15 protein-coding genes and 1 pseudogene are annotated in these 21009 nt (G+C 71.8%); 7 read left to right on the top strand and 9 right to left on the bottom strand.

Annotated elements, in window-relative coordinates:
- Positions 1-65: 65 nt before the first annotated feature.
- Positions 66-812: pseudogene (locus OG202_RS40760) on the top strand (lysylphosphatidylglycerol synthase transmembrane domain-containing protein); the annotation flags it as partial.
- Between the two features lie 113 nt (positions 813-925).
- On the opposite strand, the gene OG202_RS40765 reads toward OG202_RS40760, so the two are convergent.
- Positions 926-1714 carry a creatininase family protein gene (locus tag OG202_RS40765; protein WP_326574677.1) on the bottom strand — a complete coding sequence of 263 codons (789 nt, stop codon included), beginning with the start codon at positions 1712-1714 and terminating at the stop codon, positions 926-928.
- A 78-nt stretch (positions 1715-1792) separates the two neighbouring features.
- On the opposite strand from OG202_RS40765, the gene ribA reads away from it, so the two are divergent.
- The 4 genes from ribA (at position 1793) to OG202_RS40785 (ending at position 5959) form a co-directional block, all read left to right on the top strand.
- Entirely contained in the window at positions 1793-2452 is a 660-nt protein-coding gene (ribA, locus tag OG202_RS40770) for a GTP cyclohydrolase II (RefSeq protein ID WP_326574676.1), read from the top strand.
- Positions 2453-2614: 162 nt separating this feature from the next.
- Positions 2615-3760 carry an NAD(P)/FAD-dependent oxidoreductase gene (locus OG202_RS40775; RefSeq protein WP_326574675.1) on the top strand — a complete coding sequence of 382 codons (1146 nt, stop codon included), beginning with the start codon at positions 2615-2617 and terminating at the stop codon, positions 3758-3760.
- Positions 3757-4797, top strand: coding sequence for a saccharopine dehydrogenase (locus OG202_RS40780; RefSeq protein WP_326574674.1), 1041 nt, complete (start codon positions 3757-3759; stop codon positions 4795-4797). The genes OG202_RS40775 and OG202_RS40780 overlap by 4 nt, the downstream gene beginning before the upstream one ends.
- 7 nt (positions 4798-4804) lie before the next feature.
- Positions 4805-5959 carry a saccharopine dehydrogenase family protein gene (locus tag OG202_RS40785; protein ID WP_328224388.1) on the top strand — a complete coding sequence of 385 codons (1155 nt, stop codon included), beginning with the start codon at positions 4805-4807 and terminating at the stop codon, positions 5957-5959.
- A 280-nt stretch (positions 5960-6239) separates the two neighbouring features.
- On the opposite strand, the gene OG202_RS40790 is transcribed toward OG202_RS40785, so the two are convergent.
- Entirely contained in the window at positions 6240-9386 is a 3147-nt protein-coding gene (locus OG202_RS40790) for an AfsR/SARP family transcriptional regulator (RefSeq protein WP_328224389.1), read from the bottom strand.
- Between the two features lie 212 nt (positions 9387-9598).
- On the opposite strand from OG202_RS40790, the gene OG202_RS40795 reads away from it, so the two are divergent.
- Positions 9599-11722: an ATP-binding protein gene (locus tag OG202_RS40795; protein WP_328224390.1), complete on the top strand. Its 2124-nt coding sequence runs from the start codon at positions 9599-9601 to the stop codon at positions 11720-11722.
- Positions 11723-12047: 325 nt separating this feature from the next.
- Here the strand turns inward: OG202_RS40795 and OG202_RS40800 are convergent, their stop codons facing one another.
- The 7 genes from OG202_RS40800 to OG202_RS40830 all read right to left on the bottom strand — a co-directional run bounded on the left by OG202_RS40800 (position 12048) and on the right by OG202_RS40830 (position 19902).
- Positions 12048-13292, bottom strand: coding sequence for a hypothetical protein (locus tag OG202_RS40800; protein ID WP_328224391.1), 1245 nt, complete (start codon positions 13290-13292; stop codon positions 12048-12050).
- A 131-nt stretch (positions 13293-13423) separates the two neighbouring features.
- Positions 13424-14650 carry a serine hydrolase domain-containing protein gene (locus OG202_RS40805; protein ID WP_326574669.1) on the bottom strand — a complete coding sequence of 409 codons (1227 nt, stop codon included), beginning with the start codon at positions 14648-14650 and terminating at the stop codon, positions 13424-13426.
- A gap of 25 nt (positions 14651-14675) precedes the next feature.
- Positions 14676-16139, bottom strand: coding sequence for an MFS transporter (locus tag OG202_RS40810; protein WP_328224392.1), 1464 nt, complete (start codon positions 16137-16139; stop codon positions 14676-14678).
- Positions 16136-16714 carry a TetR/AcrR family transcriptional regulator gene (locus OG202_RS40815; RefSeq protein WP_327726861.1) on the bottom strand — a complete coding sequence of 193 codons (579 nt, stop codon included), beginning with the start codon at positions 16712-16714 and terminating at the stop codon, positions 16136-16138. Before OG202_RS40815 ends, OG202_RS40810 begins: the two co-directional genes overlap by 4 nt.
- A 69-nt stretch (positions 16715-16783) precedes the next feature.
- Entirely contained in the window at positions 16784-17359 is a 576-nt protein-coding gene (locus tag OG202_RS40820; RefSeq protein ID WP_328224393.1) for a hypothetical protein, read from the bottom strand.
- Between the two features lie 168 nt (positions 17360-17527).
- Positions 17528-18868, bottom strand: a complete 1341-nt coding sequence (locus tag OG202_RS40825; protein WP_327726859.1) for an MFS transporter — start codon at positions 18866-18868, stop codon at positions 17528-17530.
- 368 nt (positions 18869-19236) lie between these two features.
- Complete coding sequence (locus OG202_RS40830; RefSeq protein ID WP_326574664.1) at positions 19237-19902, bottom strand: TetR/AcrR family transcriptional regulator; 666 nt, start codon at positions 19900-19902, stop codon at positions 19237-19239.
- Between the two features lie 170 nt (positions 19903-20072).
- Here OG202_RS40830 and OG202_RS40835 point away from each other — a divergent pair, with 170 nt between their 5' ends.
- Entirely contained in the window at positions 20073-20972 is a 900-nt protein-coding gene (locus tag OG202_RS40835; protein ID WP_328224394.1) for a shikimate dehydrogenase, read from the top strand.
- Positions 20973-21009: the final 37 nt, after the last annotated feature.

Consider the following 21009-nt stretch of genomic DNA (forward strand, 5'->3'; position numbering starts at 1 on the left):
GCGTCCTGCGCACCCACTTCGGCACGCTTGCCGGAACGGTCATCCTCGCCGTCGTCCTCTGGCGGATGGGAACCGGCGTGTTCGTGGACGGTATACGGCGGATCGACGGGGGAACACTGGCGGCGGCGGTCGGGATCGGCGTGCTCACCACGGTGTTCAGCGCGTGGCGCTGGTGCGCCGTCACCCGCGCGCTCGGGCTCCGGCTGCCGCTCGGGCCGGCCGTCGCGGACTACTACCGCGCGCTGTTCCTCAACGCGGCGCTGCCCGGCGGTGTCCTCGGCGACGTGCACCGGGCCGTGCGGCACGGGCAGAGCTCCGGTGACATGGGCCGGGGCGTACGCGCGGTGGTGATCGAGCGGACCGCGGGTCAGTTGGTGCTGGCAGCGGTGGGCGTAACGGTCCTGCTGGTGCTGCCGTCACCGGTGCTGGAGCAGACCCGCCACGCGGCGGGAGTGACGGTGCTCGCCGCTCTGGGCGCCCTGGCGATCTGCGCGGCGGTCCGGATGGGCCGGAAGCCGGGCGTGGGCGGAGGCAGGGGCCGCCGGGTCCGCGCCGTCCTCACCGAGGCGCGCGGCGCGCTGCTGAACCGCGACAGCGGATTCGCCGTCCTGATCTCGTCCGTGGCGGTACTGGCCGGATACGTGGCGATGTTCCTGCTCGCCGCACGCGTCGCCGGGTCCACCGCGACCCCGCTGGAGCTGCTGCCGCTCGCGCTGCTGGCCCTGATCGCGATGAGCCTGCCGCTCAACGTCGGCGGCTGGGGCCCCCGGGAGGGCGTCACCGCCTGGTCCTTCGGCGCGGCCGGCCTGGGCGCCTCCCAAGGGCTGACCGTGGCCGTCGTCTACGGTGTCCTCAGCTTCGCGGCCGCCCTGCCGGGTGCCCTCGTGCTCGTCGGGCGCTGGTACGGCTCCGTGCGGGCCCGCCGTCAGTCGACGGACGTGCTCGCGGAAGAGGGCGCCGACGCAACCGCTCCCGTCTCCCAGGTGTCCGAGGTGACCAACGAGAAGTACGCCCCGAAGGAATGGACGAACCCCGCCAGCAACTCCTTCCCCTTCGCGGCGGATGCCAGGGACGGACGGCCGATGACACCGGAATCGGTGTAGGCCGACATACCGAGGGAGAGGAGATGACGGCGGTCGTCGGCAAGGAAATCGGTGGTCTCGTGACCGGGCCGGACCAATTCGGGATGGCAATGCAGAAGTATGGAGGTCTCTATTTCTCCCGCATGCATATCACTGAGCAACGAGGTCTGTACGCCCGCCCGTTCGCGCGCGGCGTCCCAGTCCTCCATCGCCGGGAAAAGAGCCATTCGATGTCCCTCCGCGGTGGATTCCTGGACGACATTGCCCAGAACATAATTCCCGCCGTGACCGTTCACCACCACCAGTGCCTCGACGCCCGACCGGCGCAGGGACGCGGCGATGTCGCGGACCATCGCGTGCAGGGTCGTCGCGGAAATGCTGACCGTGCCCGGCCAGGCCGCGTGCTCGTGCGAGCAGGCGATGGTCACGGGCGGCAGGAGGTGCACGGGGTACGCGGCGGCTATCTCCCGGGCTATGGCACACGCGACGAGCGTGTCGGTGGCCAGCGGCAGATACGGGCCGTGCTGCTCGTAACTGCCGACGGGAAGCACCGCGACCTGTCGGCCGCCCTCCGCCCCCCGCGCGCGGACGTCCGAGGTGGTGTCCGTCGGAACAAGACTCGAACTGCTCATCTTTTCACGGCCTTTCGTCTCTGCTGATGCTCCGTCATTTTCGCATGACGCCAGGGCTTACCAGATAGGAACCAGATCATGACAGAAAATGTTGGTGTACTCGGCACGAATGCCCAGTCCTCCGGCGCCGTACGTGTGGTGAACGCCCCCCTGCCCACGACCTACGGTGACTTCGAGGCCGTAGGTTATCTCGACCAGGATCGCGGCGAGGAACAAGTGGCGTTGGTGTACGGCGACATCAGCGGCGGTGAGGGAATTCTCATCCGGCTGCACTCGGAGTGCCTGACCGGTGACGCGTTCGGTTCCCAGCACTGCGAATGCGGCGAGCAGCTCGACAGCGCGCTCAGGGCCATAGTCGCCGAGGGCCGAGGGGTTCTCGTCTATCTGCGCGGCCACGAGGGGCGCGGCATCGGCCTGCTCGCCAAGCTCCAGGCGATGAAGCTCCAGGCGGAGGGGCTGGACACCGTCGAGGCCAACCTCGCCCTCGGTCTGCCGGTGGACGCCCGCGACTACCGGGTGGCGGCCGAGATGCTGCACGACCTCGGCGTAAGGTCGGTCCGGCTGATGTCGAACAACCCGCGCAAGCGGGAGGCGCTGCTGCGCCACGGCATCGAGGTCTCCGAGCAGGTGCCCCTGCTCATCACGCCGTGCGAGGACAACATCACCTACCTGCGCACCAAGCGCGAGCGGCTCGACCACTACCTGCCGCACCTGGACGCGGTGGTCCGCTCGTCCTGAGCGCCGGGGTTCGCGCGGCGGCCGCCTCGGAGGCGACTCCGACACCGGCCGTCGCGCCCGCCGGGCGTCCGTCTTGGGACGCGCTCCGCATGAACGTTCGCCTGTGGTGGAAGACCTGACTCCGTCGGGCCATCCGGCCACGGTCGGACGAAGGGAGCGTTCGTGATCCGCAGCGCACGGGTCGTCGTCATCGGCGGAGGCGTCATCGGGACGAGCATCGCCTACCACCTGGCCGCCGCCGGGGTGGACGACGTCGTCCTCGTCGAACGCGACGAACTGGCCTCCGGATCGACCGCGAGGGCCGCCGGCGGGGTCCGCGCGCAGTTCTCCGACGAACTCAACATCCAGCTCGGCGCCCGCAGCCTGGAGGCGTTCGGCCGCTTCGGACAGGAGCTGGGCCACGACATCGGACTCCACCGGGTCGGCTACCTCTTCCTCCTGACGACCCCCGACGAGGTCGCCCAGTTCGAGGCCGGCGTACAGCTCCAGAACGACCTGGGTGTGCCCAGCCGGATGCTCGACCCCGCCGAGGCCCGGCGGCTCTCCCCGCTGATCTCCACCGAGGGCCTGCTCGCCGCCGCGTTCTCGCCCGACGACGGGCACTGCACCCCCGAGTCCGTGGTCCACGGCTACGCCGCCGGGGCCCGCCGCCACGGCGCGACCGTGCTGCGCAACTGCGAGGCCCTGGGCATCGAGACCTGGCGGGACACGATCACGGCGGTGGTCACGAGCAAGGGCCGCATCGTCACCGACACGGTGGTGTGCGCGGCCGGCGCCTGGTCCCGTTCGGTCGGCGCCATGATCGGCGTGGACCTTCCGGTGGAACCCCTGCGCCGCCAGATCGCCGTCACGGAACCGGTCCCCGGCCTCCCGCCGAACCTGCCGATGACGATCGACTTCACCAGCAGCCTCTACTTCCACACCGAGGGCCCCGGCCTGCTCGTCGGCATGTCCGACCCCGACGAACGGCCCGGCTTCGCCACCGACACCCACGACCGCTGGATCCCGCGCCTGTACGAGGCCATGGAGCGCCGCGCGCCCGGCCTGCTCGACCTGCGCCGGACGGGCGGCTGGGCGGGGCTGTACGAGATCACGCCGGACCACAACGCCCTGATCGGCGAGGCCGGTTCGTGCTCCCGCTTCCTCTACGCGACGGGGTTCTCCGGCCACGGGTTCCTGCAGGGCCCGGCGGTCGGCGAGGTGGTCCGCGACCTGTATCTCGGGCGCGTACCCTTCGTCGACATCAGCCCGCTGAGCGTCGACCGGTTCACGGCCGACTCCCTGCGCCCGGAGGCCAATCTCGTATGACCGATCTCCACCTGTGGCTCCGCCACGAGACCCGCACCACCGAACGCCGCACCCCGATCGTGCCGTCCGACGCCCGGCGGCTCGTGGAGAGCGGAGTGCGGATCACCGTCGAGGACTCCCCCCAGCGGATCTTCCCCCTGGAGGCGTACGAGGAGGCCGGCTGCCAGGTCGCCGACCCCGGCTCGTGGGTGTCGGCGTCGGCGCGGGCGGTGATCGTGGGGCTCAAGGAACTCCCGGACGCTCCCGCCGAACTGACTCACCGTCATATTTTCTTCGGGCACGCCTACAAGGGGCAGCCGGGCGCCGAGACGCTGCTGCGCAGGTTCGCGGCCGGGGGTGGTGCGCTGCTCGACCTGGAGTACCTGGCCGACGACCGGGGCCGCAGACTCGCCGCCTTCGGCTTCTGGGCCGGCTATCTGGGCGCGGCCCTCGCAGTGCTCCACCACCGGGGTGTCCTGCGGGCCCCGCTCCAGCCCACCTCCAAGGAGGCGATGGAGGCCGAACTCCGCGCGTCCACCGGTGACGTGAGCGCGCTGGTCATCGGCGCCCTGGGCCGCAGCGGCCGGGGTGCGCGGGTGGCGCTCGGCGAGGCGGGCGTCGAGCCGACCTGCTGGGACCTGGCCGAGACCCGCGACCTGGACCGACCGGCCCTGCTGGCCCACGAGTTGATGGTCAACACGGTCCTGACGACCAGCCCGGTCCCGCCCTTCCTGACGGACAAGGACCTCGACGGACCGGACCGCCGGCTCAGGACCCTCTCCGACGTCACCGTCGACGTCGGCTCTCCCCTGAACGTCCTGCCCGTCTACGACACGACCACGGAATGGGACCACCCCGTACGGCGGCTGCGCGAGCACCCTCCGCTCGATCTCATCGCCATCGACAACCTGCCCTCCCTGCTGCCCCGGGAGGCGAGCACCGACTTCTCGGCCGCGCTGCTGCCGCAGCTGCTGGACTTCGAGACCGGCGGCGCATGGGGCCGCTGCCTGGACCGGTTCCGTCAGGTGAGCCTCGAACTGGGGCTCACAGAGAGGTAGTTGCCCGATGACCGAGGTGGGTCCCGCGAGCGGCACCGTCCACTGGGTCGGTGCCGGCCTGTCCACGGGCAGCGGCCTGGCGGCGCTGTGCGACACCGCCGCCCGGGTGCGGCTGTGGCACCGTACCGAGGAGCGCGCCGAAGGGGCCCTGGCCGCGCTGGGCCTGGCGGGCCGCGCGGAGCCCCGCGCCTTCACCCTGCCGGCGCTCGTGGCCGAGCTGGCCCCCGGGGACATCGTGGTGTCGATGCTCCCGGCCCCGGACCACGCCCCGCTGCTCGACGCGTGCGTCGGGGCGCGGGCCCACTTCGCCTGCTCCAGCTATGTCTCGGACGCGGTCCTGGAGTTGGTGCCGGCGGCCGGGGCGGCGGGGCTCACCGTCCTCACCGAGGCGGGCCTGGACCCGGGCATCGACCACCTCTTCGCGCACAGCCTGATCGCCCGGGCGACCGAGGCGATCGGACCGGAGACGGCCGCCTCGTACACCCTCACCTCGTACTGCGGCGGTGTCCCGGCCGTGCCCAACGACTTCCGGTACCGCTTCAGCTGGGCACCGGCCGGCGTGCTCAACGCTCTGCGCTCACCCGCCCGTTACATCGAGGACGGCGCCGAGACGACGGCCGACCGCCCGTGGACGGCCACCCGCCCCCACGCCGTCGACGGCGAGAGCTTCGAGGTCTACCCCAACCGTGACAGCGTCCCCTTCGTCGCCCAGTACGGCCTCCCACCGGCCTGGAAACCGCAGACCTTCGTCCGTGGCACGCTCCGCCTGGACGGCTGGCTGACGGCCTGGGCGCCGGTCTTCGCGGAGCTGGCAGGCGACGACGACCAGCGCATCGCCGCGCTGGCCCGTGAACTGGCGGCCCGCTACCCCACGACCGATGCGGACCGCGACCGCGTCGTCCTCGCGGTCTCCCTCGACGTGCATGCCGGTTCGGGCGAGGCGTGGTCCGGCCGCTACCTTCTCGACACCGTCGGCACGGAGAGGGAGAGCGCGATGGCCCGCCTGGTGTCGCGCCCCCTCGCCCTCGGGGTGGGGCACATCCTGGACGGCTCACTGCCGACGGGGCTGAGTCGGGCGGCGGAGACGGGCGAGCGGTCACAGGCGTGGCTGGGGGAGCTGGAGCGCGCGGGGATCGACTTTTCGCTGCGCGTCGGGGAGTGAGGGGGTGGGGGCGGTTCGAGGGCCGCCCCCAGAGGTGGGTCAGGCGGCTGCCGCCACGTAGTCGCCGTACATCACGATGATCGTCGGGATGCACGTAAGGGTTGCTATTGCGATCATCGCAAACCTTCGCGGCGTGGCGCGTGGCGCCTTGGGGATCTTTCTCAACGGATACCTCTCGGACAGGATTAGCTCACTTGTTCCCTGCTGGAATGGCTGTTCGCAGCATGGGAAGCCTAGCGAGCTCCGCCTGTGCGCGCATCCAAGATCGCGAAGTTGTCGATCATGACCGCAGTAACTTACGCAACCTATCAAACTCGATCACTTGTGAGCGGATACGTTCCAGTCCGGCCCCGGCCCGTGCCTCTTCCTCATCGGCATGGATGCGCCGGGCCGCCTCCAGCGCTTCCCCGAAGTGGTGTTCCGCGGCCGTCGGCCGCCCGCGTGCGAGCTCGCAGTCGCCGAGGGCGAGCTGGGCCTGGACCTCCTCCAGGGCCGCACCGATGCTCCTGGCCAGGGAGAGCGCGCGCCGGATGAGGTCCTCGGCCCGGTCGGTGTCGGACAGGTCCTGGTAGGCGCGCCCCAGCCGGGTGAGGGCGATCGCCTCGTTCTTGCGGGCGCCCATCCGTCGGAAGACCGGAAGCGCCGCCCGGCACAGCGGGACCGCGGCCGCGGCGTCGCCGGTGGCCAGGTGGATCTCGGCGATGTTGATGTGCAGGATCGCTCTGTCGGACGGGCTCCCCGTGCGCTCCGCGAGGCGCAAGGAGTGCTCGGAGGTCCGCCGGGCGCCTTCCGGGTCTCCGGTCCGGAGATACAGATGGCCGAGGTTGTTGAGCGTCTTCGCGAGCATGCGCTGGTCGTCCGTGGCCTCGAACCCCGCGATCGCGCCCCGGAACCAGGAGAGCGCGTCCTCGTGCTCACCCAGGTACAGCAGACAGATGGCGATGTTGTTCTGGCAACGGGCCTCGGACCACCGGTCACCCGTCGCGGCACAGAGCGTCAGGCACTCCTTCTGCAAGGCCAGGGCCTGCTGGTTCAGGCCCAGGTGCCAGTGCAGTATGCCCAGTTCCCGCAGCGCTTCGGCCTGGACGTCCCGGTCGCCGATGGCCCGCGCCCGCTCCAGTGCCTCCCGGGCGGTCCGGTCCGTTTCCGCGAACCGCCCGGTCGCCGTGTACGCCGTGCTCAGATCCAGCAGGGCCCGGCACAACGCGTCCTCGCGTCCGACCGCGCGCCAGTACTCGGTGGCGGCCTCGTGCAGCCGCACCGAATCCGTCCAGTAGCACTCGCCGTCGAGGAAGCCCGCCAGCACATGGCTCAGCAGGGCGGCGCGATCCCCCGATCCGTGCTGCCGCAGCAGGTGTTCGGCGCTCAGCAGGTTCTGTCGCTCGGTGGTGAACCAGGACAGGGCTTCGCCGACGGTGGAGGCCTCGGGGACCGCTACCGCGGTGGTGGCCGGTGCGGCCGGGGACGCGATGTCCGCGTCGGGCACGGCCAGGCGTATCCGGCGCGGATACAGCACCCGGTCGCAGTGGTCCGCCGTACGGAGGTAGTGGTCCGCCAGCCGGGATCGTGCCGCCCCGCGGTGTTCCTCGGGGTCCTGGGCGGTGCAGAGCAGATGGGCGTACTCGCCCAACAGGTCGTGGAAGCGGAAGCGGTTGGGGACCGGCTCCTGGAGCACGTGGCTCTGCAGGAGTGACTCCAGGAGACGTTCCGTCTCGTCGAGGGGGCGGCCCAGGAGGGCGGCGGCCGCGCAGGAGCCGAACTCGGGGCCCGGATGGAGGCTCAGCAGGCGGAAGGCGGACTGCTCGTCGGAGGAAAGGGTCTGGTAGGAGACCTCGAAGGCGCGGGCGATCTCCGAATAGCCGTCGCGGATCTGCGCGAGGCGGTCGGTGGGTCGGGAGAGCAGTTCACGCAGCACGGTGAGGTCCCAGGACGGGTGCGCGCTCAGCCGGTTGGCCGCGATCTCGATCGCGAGGGGCAGATGACCGCACAGACCCACGATCCGCTCGATCTCCGCCGTGTCGTCCGGCCGCCCGCCCGGGTCCTCGGGACCGCGGACCTCTTCCAGCCCCGCAAACGCGCGGAACAGCGCCACCGCGTCCGCCGTCGGCAGTACGTCCAGTGCCAGAGAGCGTCCGCGCGGCAGGCCGACCAGCCGGCGGCGGCTCGTGATGAGGACGAAGCACTCCGTCGTGCCGGGCAGGAGCGGCCGCACCTGTTCGGGACCCGCGGCGTCGTCGAGGACGATCAGTGCCCTCCGGTGGCCGAGGGCCTGACGCCACAGCGCCGCCCGTTCCTCCACGTCGGAGGGTATGTCCTGCGGCGGTACTCCCAGATAGCGCAGGAGGGTCGCGAGTGCCGCCGCCGGGGCGAGGGGCTCCTGGCCCTGGGCGTGGGCGCGCAGGTTGAGGTAGATCGAGCCCTCGGGGAAGCGATCGCCGAACTCGTGGGCGGCGCGAATCGCCAGCGCGGACTTGCCGATCCCGGCCATCCCCGAGATGGACTCCAGCGTGACGATCGCGCCGTCGCGCGAGGCCGTCTCGATGGCGGAGCGAATCCGGTCGATCTCGGTACGGCGGCCGACGAGACGAGCCTGTCGGGGGAGATGGTCGGGCACCGGGCGCGGTCGGGACGGTTCGTCAGGGGGCGGGACCCGGTCGTCCGCGGGTCTTCGGGTGAGTTCGTGGAGGGGGGCCCTGGCGAGGATGTGCCGGTGGATACGGGCCAGTTCCTCACCGGGGTCGGTGCCGAACTCGGATCTCAGAATCCTGCGGACGCTCTGATGGACGTGCAGCGCCTCCGCGTGCCGTCCTCCGCCGTAGTACGCGATCATGAGCCGGCCTGCGAGGGTCTCGTCGCCGCGGTACTCGTCGACCAGGGGTGCCAACTCGCCCGCCACTTCGGCGAACCGGCCGAGGCGGAGCTCCACGGCGGTCCGCGCGGTGATGACACCGCGTCTCCGCTCCGCGAGGGTGCTCCGGACCCGCCGTGCCCACAGGCCGGGCAGGCCGGCCAGCGGCTCCTCCCAGAGGCCTTCGGCTTCCTGGAACAGCGTCGCCGCCCGTGTGTCGTCGCCCTCGGCCGCCAGCGTTCCGGCCCGGTCGGCGAGCCGGAGGAAGCGGTGCCAGTCCACGGTCTCGGGGTCGGCGACCAGGGTGTACGTGTGGGTGCGATGGGTGATGGCCGGGGTCGTCGAACCCGGTGCCGCGGTCCGGATCGCCCGGCGGACGCGGGACACATAGGTGTGGACGTTCTCCCGAGCGCGTGCCGGAGGGTCGTCCCAGAGCCGGTCGACGAGGGTGTCCAGGGGTACGGGGCGGCCCACGTCGAGGGCCAGGGCAGCCATGAGCAACTGCTCCTTGACGGAACCGAGACCGAGCCGGCGCTCCGGGAAACCGAGGCCGACGGGGCCGAGAACATGGATCTCCACCAGCGTTCCTCTCGCCGGCACACCCGTTCCAGGACCGCGCAGACTGCACAGGATGACACCTCGTCACCTGGGAAACCAGACAGTCATCGAACTGTCGGCCGAATCTTTGTCCTTTATCCGGGAGCCGTGGCGGGTAGGCCACCTCTGATCTGTGTAGATGGCACACGTCGGTGCCCGTCGCGGGCTCGGATTCGACCACGGGGGCGGAGAGAATGAGCGGCGACATCGAAGGAACCGGCCGGACCAGCAACCTCGTCGGCGGAGCCGCACGGGTGTCGGGCGTCGTGGTCCAGACGGCCGAGGTGCACGGTGGCATCCACACCCACATGTGGCAGTCCGCCGCGGCGCCGGTCACCCCCCTGCCCGTGCCTCGTCAATTACCGCCCGCCATACGCCACTTCACGGACAGACAGGGCGACCTCGACGCACTCGGGCGGCTCCTGCCGCACCGCACCGGGCTGGTCGTGGTGACCGGGCCGGCCGGGGTGGGCAAGTCCTCCCTGGCGACTCGGTGGCTCCGCCGCATCGGCGACGACTTCCCCGACGGGCAGCTCTACGCCGACCTCCGCGGCCACGACCTCGCGGACGCGGCCGGACCGGGCGAGATCCTCGGACGGTTCCTCCGTTCGCTGTATCCCGGCCCCGTACCGGCGGACACGGCCGAACAGAGCGCGCTGTGGCGCTCGCTCACCTCCGGGATGCGGCTCGCCGTCCTGCTGGACAACGCCTGCACCGCGGCCCAGGCCCGGCCGCTGCTGCCGGGATCCGACGAGAGTCTCGTGGTCGTCACCGGCCGCCGCAGACTGACCGGGCTCGGCATCGACGGAGCGGTCTTCCACACCCTCGATGTGATGCCACCCGACGCGGCGGAGGAACTGCTGATCAGAGCCGTCGGCCGGGAGCGGGTGGCCGACGACCCGGCGGCCGCGCGCGAGGTGGTCAGCCTGTGCGCGGGGCTGCCCCTGGCGGTGTGCGTGGCATCGGCCCGGTTGGCGGCCCGCCCCCGGCAGCCGCTGCGCGTCCTGGCCGACGCGCTCGCCCGGCCCGGTGACCGACTGGCCGTCCTGGCCGTGGAGGGAGAGACAGCGGTGTGCGGAGCACTGGACGAGTCCTACCGGGCGCTGCCCGCCCCGGCCGCCCGGCTCTACCGTCTGCTGGGACAACTGCCCACGCCCGAGCTGGACAGCCGGCTCGCGGCGGCGGCGGGCGCCCTCACCCTCGACGAGGCGGACGGACTGCTCGATGTCCTCGTCGAGTCCCACCTCCTCCAGGACCTCGGTGAGGACCGCTACCGCTTCCACGACCTCATCCGTCTCCACGCCCGCCAGCACGGGGCCGACCACGAACGCGACGAGGCGCTGCGCCGCTCGGGCGACTGGTACCTCGCGGCCGCCACCGCCGCCCAACAGCTGATCACTCCCGCGCAGTTCACCCTGGAACGCGCCGACGAGCGGTGGCCGGATCTGGAACCGCCGTTCACCGACGAACCGGGCGCCCTGAACTGGCTCGAGGGGCACCACGTGAATCTGATGGCGGTACTGCGCGACGCCGCCCAACGCCACTGGTCGACGCTGACCTGGCAGCTCGTCGACGCCATGTGGCCGCTCTTCCTGCGGCTGCGTCACTACGATCTGTGGATCGAGGCCCACGAGCTCGGGCTCGCCGCCGCCCGGCGCGCCGGGCACGCCGAGGCGGAGCGCCAGATGCTCAACTCCGGTGCCATCGGCCTGAGCGCGGCCCGGCGTACCGAGGAGGCCATCACCTGGTACGCCGCCTCGCGCGACGCCGCTCGGGCCGCAGGAGACCGTCGGGACGAGGGGCAGGCGCTGCTGGGCCTGGGGGCCGCCCACTACGAGACGGGACGACTCGCCGAAGCCGTGACGCTGTTGGAGGAGGCCGTCTCCCTGTGGGAGGACGTGGGGTATCCGCGCGGCACGGGGCTGGCCCGGACAGTGCTGGGCGAGATCGCGTCGGCCTCGGGTGAACCGGCTGCGGCCGTACGGCACTTCGAGCGCGCCCACGCCATCCTCACGGCCGTGCGCGACCCGCATGACGCCGCGCGGGCGCTGGCCTTCCTGGGGCGGGCCCGAGCCCGGTCCGGTGAGATCGAGGAGGGTATGGAGCAACTCCGCGTCGCCCTGGGAACGTTCGAGCGGTCGGGTGCCGTTCACTGGCAGGCTCGCACCCTGGAGATGCTGGGGCAGTCCGCGCAGGACGCGGGCGACCCGGAGGCCGCCCGCGACTACTACCGGCGGGCGCTGCCGCTGGCCGCGACCGTCGGCGCGGACGACGCGCGCCGGGTGAGCGCGCGATGCGAGGGGCTGCCGGGGGAGTGACCGGTCCGGGCCGCGGCCAGCCACGTTCCACCCGTCAACGGCAGGACGACCAGGAGACAGCCGGGGTGCGTGGCCAGCAGTCCGCTCGCCTCCCGGCCGGCCACGGCGGCGTTCGGCCTCGGCCGTCGGCCGACGAGTACGTCCGCCAGGTCCCGGCGGCAGGTGCGATCGTCGACGTCGCCCCAGAGGCACTCGGCGAACCACGCGGCGCCGGCCGCCCCGCGAGCGTGTCCGGTTTGGGGCGCCGTGGGCCCGTGGGCGACCACGCGGCTGATGGCTGTTCGGGACAGGTCGCGCGGTCCCCCGCGCTTCTTCCCGGACGCCGTCACGCCGACACGCCCATGCCGGCGCCCGGCCAGATCCTGGAGGCGTCCGGTGCCGGAAGGGGCCGGGTCGCCGGAGCGTGGGCCGGCTGGCCCAGTCCCAGCAGGCGGTACAGCAGTGCCCGCATGTTGCGGTTGAAGCGGCCCGGTTGCGAGGTGATGCGGCCCGCGATCCGCTCGTACGCGGGACGGCGGTACTCGGCGGTCGCGTACGCGAACTGCCCGGTCAGGGGATGGAACGGGGAGAGGGCCGGAGCCAGCAGAGCCAGGTCGGCGGCCGGCGAGGCAGGGTTGGTCTCGCTCTCCGCCGCACCGGCCAGCAGGATCGGGGCCTGGGTCAGTGTGCTGTACAGCGTCACCGAACCGTGGTCACCGACGACGAGGTCGGCGGCGCAGAGGACGGGACGCCAGTCCATGTCGGGGGGTACGACACCCAGTCCCCGCTCCGTCCAGGACGCGAGCCACGCGCGTACCTGGCGGGAGCCGTGGCCGGACCACACGTTGGGATGGACGAGGGCGACGAGACGATGGCTGTCGTCGCGGAGTTCGTGGACGAGGCGGGGCAGGAGGGTCTCGAAGCGGGCGAAGGCCGACTCGGGGCCCCAGGTGGAGGTCACCGCGATCAGGCGCCGGCCGCCGTGGAGGCCCAACGCCCGCCGGTAGGCGTCCCGTTCGGGCAGGCTCGCGGCGATGCGATCGTGCGCCGGGTCGCCGACCACATGGGCGACGGGCAGCGCCTCGGGGCAGGAGCGGGCCAGCGCGTCACGGTCGGCCTCGTGGGCCAGGACGACCGCGGCCGGCGGCTCTCCGCCGGGGCACAGATCCTCGCGGCGCAGCCCGAAGACCGCCGAGTCCGGTGCTCCGGCGAAGCGCTTGAGGAAGCAGGCGCCGTGCGGCAGCAGCACCACGCGGGCCCGCACGCGCTCCATGACACGGGGACCCGCCGCGACCGCGAGGTCGAACTCGGTGCGCGCCGCCTCCTTCCAGGGCAGCACCACGCCGCCGGACCGCCTCAGATAGCGGACGGTGCCGTCGCTGAGTTCGTGCGGCGGGACGGTGAACACCACCTGGATGCGGAAGTCCGACTCCAGCAGCGCGACGACGTCGAGCAGGCGCTTGACGTAGGTGACCGTGTGCGCGACCACCAGGACGGTTCTGCGCCCGGTCAGCGTCAGCCACTGCCGGGCCGGAGCCCCGTGGATCCGCGGGAGGCGCGAGGACTGAGCGGGTGTACCGAATGCCGACATGACATCCCCCGTGTCGTACAGCCGATTGGATACGAGCGCTCATGCCCGCGCGACTGGACGGTGCCCTTGCCGGTTCCTTGCAGAATCCTTGCCCCGGCCCCGGGAAGCGGTCGGCGTGGCCCGGATCGGGCTCAGCCCACGACGGCCTCGTGCACCAACCGCTTCAACTCCGGATAGACGGAGAACGACGACCGCCGCCGGACCTGCGTCATGAACTGAACCGTCAGGTCACGGCGCGGATCCACCCAGAAGGTCGTGGTGGCGGCGCCGGTCCAGCCGAACGTGCCCGGGGAGGACGGGCATTCGGTCGCGGAGGGGTCGATCACCACGGAGACGCCGAGCCCGAAGCCGACGCCCACATTGCCGGGTTGGCGGTGGAAGGCACTGCCGTACGTGTGGATGTCGACGCCGCCCGGCAACTGGTTGGTGGCCATCATGTCCACGGACTCGGGGGACAGGAGCCGTACGCCGTCGAGTTCGCCGCGGCGGCGCAGGAACTCGGCGAAGCGGTGGTAGTCCCGGGCGGTGGCGACCATGCCGCCGCTGCCGGACAGGAAGCGCGGCCGGCCGCGCAGCGGGAGACCGGGCACGGGCGCGATCGACCCGTCCTCCTGCTCGCCGTACAACTCGGCCAGCCGGGGCGCCTGTTCGGGGCTGACCCGGAAGCCCGCGTCCGTCATGCCGAGCGGGCCGAGGATCCGCTCGGCGAAGAACGCGTCGAGGTCCTGCCCCGACACCACCTCGACGATCCGGCCGAGGACGTTGGTGGAGACGGAGTAGTTCCACTGCGAGCCCGGCTCGAACTGCAGGGGAAGGCTCGCGTACTCCGCGCACGTCGTGGCCAGGTCGGCGCCCGGCCGTACGGAGTTCTCCAGGCCCGCGTCGCGGTAGAGCGCGTCGACGGGGTGGTCGTAGTAGAAGCCGAAGGTCAGGCCCGAGGTGTGGGTCATCAGATGACGCACGAGGATCGGCTGCTCGGCCGGGCGGGTCCGGACGCCGGCGCCCTCACCGGACTCGTACACGCGCGGTTCGGCGAACTCCGGGAGGTGGCGGGAGACCGGGTCCGTGAGCGACAGCCGTCCCTCCTCGATCAGTATCAGCGCCGCGACCGACGTGACGGGCTTCGTCATGGAGTAGACCCGCCACAACGTGTCGGTCTCGACGGGGAGCCGGGCCTCGCGGTCGCGCTGCCCGTACGTCGTGAGGTGGGCGACGCGACCGCCGCGGGCGAGGGACAACAGGTAGCCGGGCAGCCGGCCCTCGTCGACCTGAAGGCCCAGGTACTCGTCCAGGCGGGCCAGGGTCTTCGGGTCGAGGCCGGCCTCGCGCGGCTCGACGTCTCGGCTCAGTCGTTCCATGGTGGTTCTCCTCCGGTGGCCCGGGTCACGGCTCGCGTTCATCTTTCTTGCCTTCATCGTTCCGTACTGATCGCGTTCCATCCCTCGCGGGGCGGGCGGGTCGGGGCATTCGCAGGGCAAGAGGCGCACCGAGCGCGGCCACACCGGCCAGGAACAGCAGCGCGGGGCCCGAGCCGAGCGGCATGAGCGTGGTCGCGGCCGCCACCCCCAGCGTCGGGCCGACGTTCATCGCGGTCTGCTGCAGCCCGCCGGCCACCCCCGCCGACTCCGGCGGCGCATGCCGTACGACGACGGCGGTGGCGGTGACCATCAGCGCGCCGAAACCGGCACCCAACAACAGGAACCCGCCTCCGGCCAGCACCGTCGACGACCCGGGGCCGAGCCGGGACAGCGCCAGCACACCGAAGGTGAGCAGCGCCGTCCCTGTGAGAGCCGTGGGACGGGCGCCCCACCGGCGCAGCAGTACGGCCGAGAGCGGCGCCCCGAGCACCATCGTCACGCCGCCGGGCAGCGCGACGAGGCTCGTGCGCAGCGGGTCCATGCCGAGCACGTCCTGGAGGACGAAGCTGCACACGAACAGCGCGCCGAGCATCGCCGCCGACGCGACGACCAGCATCCCGAGCGCCGCGCACACCGTGGCCGAGCCCAGCACGGCGGACGGCAACAGCGGCTCGGGGGTGCGCTGTTCATGGCGTACGAGGGCGAGGACGCATACGGCGGCGATCAGCAGGCCGAGCACACCCGTGGCCGTCCAGCCGTGCTCCGGCACCCCGACCAGCGTGTGTACGACAGCCGCCAGGGCCACGGCGAGCAGCGCGGCGCCGGGCAGGTCGAGGCGGGCGCCGGAAGCCTGCCCCGCCGACTCCGCAGGCCCCTCCCACCCCGTCTGCGGGGCGCGCACCGTCAGTGCCAGCAGGCCCATGACCAGCGCCGGTACGACGTTGAGGAAGAACACCGCCCGCCAGCCCACCTGGGCGACGAGCACACCGCCGACCAGCGGACCGGCGGCGACGGCCACGCCGATGGCGCTGGTCCGCAGCGCGATGGGCATCCCCAGCCGGTCGGGCGGGAACGCGGCCCGCAGCATCCCGAGCGTGGCGGGCTGCAACAGCGCGCCGAAGACGCCCTGGACGACCCGCAAGCCGATCACCCAGCCCACACCGGGCGCGAACCCGATGCCCGCGGAAGCCGCCCCGAAGCCCAACACCCCCCATGCGAACACCCGTTGATGCCCGAACCGGTCCCCGATCCGCCCCGCGAACACCAACAGCCCGGCCACCGCGATCAGATAGCCGGTGCTGGTCCACTGCACCTCGGTGAGGGAGGCGTCGAGGTCGCGTCGCAGGGTCGGCTGAGCGATCGTCAGCACCGTTCCGTCGAGGGCGACGATCACGGCACCGAGCACGCTGTTCGCGAGGGTGAGACGGCGGTGCGGAGCGGATATTCGCCCACTCCGGTCGACACCGGCCTGCGTCGTGGGTGCCGTCATCGCTCCTCGCCGCCCAGGTGCGCGTCCAGCGCGGTGTGCAGCAGGGGTGCGAAGTCATCGGCACCCGTGGTCAGTTGGAGGCTGCCCCACGTCCACAGCTGGGCGATGCCGTAGAGGTTCGCCAGCAGCGCGCCGGCGACGAGCCGGGCGTCGGCGTCCGGCCGGGCCCGCCCGACGAGGTCCACCAGCAGGGTGAAGATCGGCAGACTGCTGTCGCGCAGCCCCAACTCATTGCTCTCCAGCAGATCGTGACGGAACATCAGTTCGTGCATGCCCCGGTTGGTGAGCGCGAAGTCGAGATACACGCGGCCCAGCGTCGCGATCTGCTCACGCGGGCTCGCCGTACCGTCCCCGAGCGCCGCGACCCCCCTGACCGCCAGTTCCTCGAATCCCCGGCGCGCGATGGCCGACAGCAGTTCCAGGTGGGTCGGGAAGTATCGGCGCGGCGCCCCGTGTGACACCCCCGCCCGCCGCGCGATCTCCCGCAGGGACAGCGCCTGCACACCCTCGGCGGTCACCAGCTCGACCCCGACATCGACCAGCCGGGACCGCAGCCCCGTGTTCGGCTCGCTCATGGACACTGTCTACCAGGAGGATGTAGACAGTGTCTACTGAGCAGGCTGCCCGCTGGTCCGCTCGCCCGCCTACTCCTTGGTGCGGTCGGCTGCCCTTTCCAGTACGCACAGCCGGCCCTCGTCGGGATCGCCGATGTACATCCACAGGACGGGGTGCTTCGACGTGCCCCGGGCCTCGTACTCCGTCCACACCGTGCCGGGTGTGAAGGTCAGTTGAACCTCCGACGAGGGTTCGCCCGAGTCGGGGCCGTCGTGGGTGTAGAGCTCCCAGGTGCCCGCGCCCGGATCCGGCGCCACGGCGGCGTTGAGGTCCCCGTCGCTGAAGTCGCCGCAGATCCCGTCCGAGGCGAACGTCCCGTTCTCCTCGAGCGTCAGCCGCCCGCCCTCCTCGTCGACCCATGTTCCGGTGATCTCGGCCGTGCTCATGGCCAAGGGCTCGCCGTCGGGAATCGGGAACGACAGGCGGCTCACCAGCAACAGCAGGGCCATCGCGCCGATCCCGAGCAGGAAGAGCAGGCCGCACCCCGCCGCGCCGACGAGCGGGACGATCAGGGCGATCCGCCAACGCCGTCGGCTCGTCTCGGCCGACGGCCATCCCCACCATGGAGGCGGGGCGGCTCTATAGGGGTCCTCGCCGCGCTTCAAAATCGTCCCCCCGTGGTGTGGTGCCGCGTGGTCGCGGCAGTGCGGTCATCATGCCGCTGAGCTGCGCGGGCCTCCGCGTCAGGGTCGTTCTCGCGGGGCCCGCCGCCACGCACGGGCCCCCGGACACCTCGGGGTGTCCGGGGACCCGGAGCGGGACTCGGTCGTGGCTCAGGCCGCGACGCGCTCCCGGTCGTTCTTCTCGCGCGGGGCGCGGGTGCCGAGGAGTTCGGTCGGGATCCTGTGGGTCTCGCGGGCGGTGAGGACGGCGAGAACCGGGGGGACGCACAGGGCCGTGGTGAACAGGGCCACGGCGAACCAGTCGTCGCCGTCCGGGCCAGCGATCTGCGCGGCGAAGGTGACGGCGAAACCGGCGATGGCGAAGCCGATCTGGGTGCCGATCGCCATGCCGGACAGCCGGACCCGGGTGGAGAACATCTCGCCGTAGAAGGAGGGCCAGATGCCGTTCGCGGCGCTGTAGACGACACCGAAGGTGACGATGCCGAGGATCAGGACCAGCGGGTAGGCGCCGGTGGAGATCGCCCACAGGTAGACGAACATCATCACCGCGCTGCCGGCCGCGCCGATCAGGAACACCGGGCGGCGGCCGATGCGGTCGGAGAGCGTGGCCCACAGGGGGATCGCGGCGAGCGCGACCAGGTTGGCGAGCGCGCCCACCCACAGCATGGACGAACGGGACAGGCCGACCGACTCGCTCGTGCCGTACGCCAGCGCCCACACGGTGAAGATCGTGGAGACCGAGGCGACCAGCGCGCCCGCGATCACCCGCAGCACGTCCGCCCAGTGCTCACGCAGCAGGACGACCAGCGGCAGCTTGGCGACGCCCTCGGACTCGGTCTGCTGGGTGAAGGCCGGGGTCTCCTCCAGCGTGCGGCGGATGACATAGCCGACGACGGCGACCGCGATGCTCATCCAGAACGGCACGCGCCAGCCCCAGGACAGCAGCTGGTCCTCGGGGAGCGCGGCGATCGGGATGAAGACCAGGGTGGCGAGCAGCTGCCCGCCCTGGGTGCCGCTCAGGGTGAAGCTGGTGAAGAAGCCGCGCCGGTCCGCCGGTGCGTGTTCCAGCGTCATCGAGTTCGCGCTCGCCTGCTCACCGGCGGCCGATATGCCCTGGAGCACACGGCAGAGCACCAGGAGGACCGGGGCGAGGGTGCCGACCTGGTCGCGGGTGGGGAGGCAGCCGATCAGGAACGTCGACACGCCCATCAGGATCAGCGTGAAGACCATGATCTTCTTACGGCCCAGCCGGTCGCCGAAGTGCCCGAGGAACAGGGCGCCGACCGGCCGCGCCGCGTACGCGACACCGAACGTGGCCAGGGACAGCAGGGTCGCGGTGGCCGGGTCGGACTCGTCGAAGAAGACCGTCGGGAAGATCAGGGCGGCGGCGCTGCCGTAGATGAAGAAGTCGTAGTACTCCAGGGCGCTGCCGATCCAGGCGGCCGTAGCGGCCTTCTTGGGCTGCCCGGGAGGTGCGGCGGGGACGGACACGGCGTGCTCCTTCGAGGGATCTCCCCCATGAGAGAGGAGTGAAGAGGAGGAAGGCAAGGCGAGACGGGCGAAGCGGGGGGAGGGGGCTGGGGGCCGGGTCCCTGGGGTGATGGGGCGGCCGCGCCGGGTGCTACCCGGCTAATTAACGCACTGGATAGTTAGTAGCGGTTGGCTACGGATGTTGCGCCGACGTTTCCCGGGTGTCAAGAGGTCATGCCGAAGGATCTTCCGGACGAGACCCGACCGAGACCGTTCCGCTTCCCCGCGGGCGGGCCACGATGCGTTGCCCTGCCCCTGCCCCTGCCCCTGCCCCTGCCCCTGCCGCCGGCCTGCCGTCTGCCGGCCCTCGGTGCGCGGCCGGTCCGCCGTCAGTCCGACGCGCGGTCCGCCGTCAGGTACGCGATCACCATGTCGCCCAACATCTGGCGGTAGTGGTCGCGCCGGCCGGGGGCGACCAGGTCGCGGCCGAAGAGGGCGCCGAAGGTGTGCCTGTTGGCGACCCGGAAGAAGCAGAAGGAGCTGATCATCGCGTGCAGGTCGACGGCGTCGACGTCGGCCGTGAACAGGCCCGACCGCCGGCCCGACTCCAGGATCCGGCGGATCACGTCCAGCGCGGGCGAGCCGATCTTGCCAAGCATCTCGGAGGAGGCGATGTGCTCGGCCTCGTGGATGTTCTCGATGCTCACCAGGCGGATGAAGTCGGGGTGCGCCTCGTGGTGGTCGAACGTCACCTCGGCCAGTCGCCGGATGGCCGCGACCGGGTCCAGATGCTCGACGTCCAGCTCCTGCTCCGTCTGCCGGATCACGGAGTACGCCCGCTCCAGCACGGCGGTGAACAACTGCTCCTTGCCGCCGAAGTAGTAGTAGATCATCCGCTTCGTGGTGCGGGTTTGGGCGGCGATCTCGTCGACCCGGGCCCCGGCGAACCCGGAACGGGCGAACTCCCTGGTCGCGACGTCGAGGATCTCGGCCTTGGTGCGGGCGGCGTCACGGATGCGCCCGTTCGGTCGTGCCGGTTCTTCGACGCTGGTCATCGCGTTCCTTCGGGCAAGGGGCCAGTGACCGCGATTGTAGAAGCCCGCGCTCGTCGGCTCGGCGCCGCGTTCCCGGACGCGTTCGCGAGGAGGACTTCCCCTGCGCGATCCCGGCTGCTATGACTAACGTACTAGTTCGTACATTAGTGAGCCGCTCAGGAGGCCCCGCCGTGCCCAAGGTCTCGAACCCTGTCTCTTCGCGGGACTCGTATCTCGTCGGCCTCATCGGTTCCGGAATCGGGCCCTCGCTCAGCCCCGCCCTGCACGAGCGCGAGGCCGACCGGCAGGGGCTGCGCTATCTGTACCGGCTGATCGACATCGACGACCTCGGCGTCGGGCCGGAGGCGGTGGGCGACCTCGTGCGCGCCGCCCGTGACCTGGGCTTCGACGGGCTGAACATCACCCACCCGTGCAAGCAGCTCGTCATCGAGCACCTCGACGGGCTCGCCCCGCAGGCCGCCGCACTCGGCGCGGTCAACACCGTCGTCTTCGAGGACGGCCGCGCCATCGGCCACAACACGGACGTCACCGGCTTCGCCGCGTCCTTCGCCCGAGGCCTGCCCGACGCCCCGCTGGAGAAGGTGGTGCAGCTGGGCGCCGGGGGCGCCGGCGCGGCCGTCGCCCACGCCACGCTCACCCTCGGCGCGGAGCACGTCACCGTCGTCGACCCGATGCCCGACCGGGCGACCGACCTCGCCACCTCCCTCAACCGCCACTTCGGTCCGGGGCGGGCCGCCGCGGCGACACCGGACGCGCTGCCGGTGCTGCTGGGCGCGGCCGACGGGGTCGTCCACGCGACGCCCACCGGGATGGCCGCGCATCCCGGGCTGCCCTTCGCCGCGGAGCTGCTGCATCCCGGGCTGTGGGTGGCGGAGGTGGTGTACCGGCCGTTGGAGACGGAGCTGTTGCGGGTCGCCCGGGAGCTCGGCTGCGCCACGCTCGACGGGGGAGGGATGGCGGTGTTCCAGGCGGTGGACGCGTTCCGCTTGTTCACCGGGCGGGAGCCGGACGCCTCGCGGATGCTGGCCGACATCGCGGAGCTGGCCGGTGTCGCGGGTGTCCGTAACTGAGCGCCGTAGGGGCGCGCCGGCCTGTCGGACGCGGGTT

The organism is Streptomyces sp. NBC_00310 (assembly GCF_036208085.1).
In the GTDB taxonomy this organism is placed as follows: domain Bacteria; phylum Actinomycetota; class Actinomycetes; order Streptomycetales; family Streptomycetaceae; genus Streptomyces.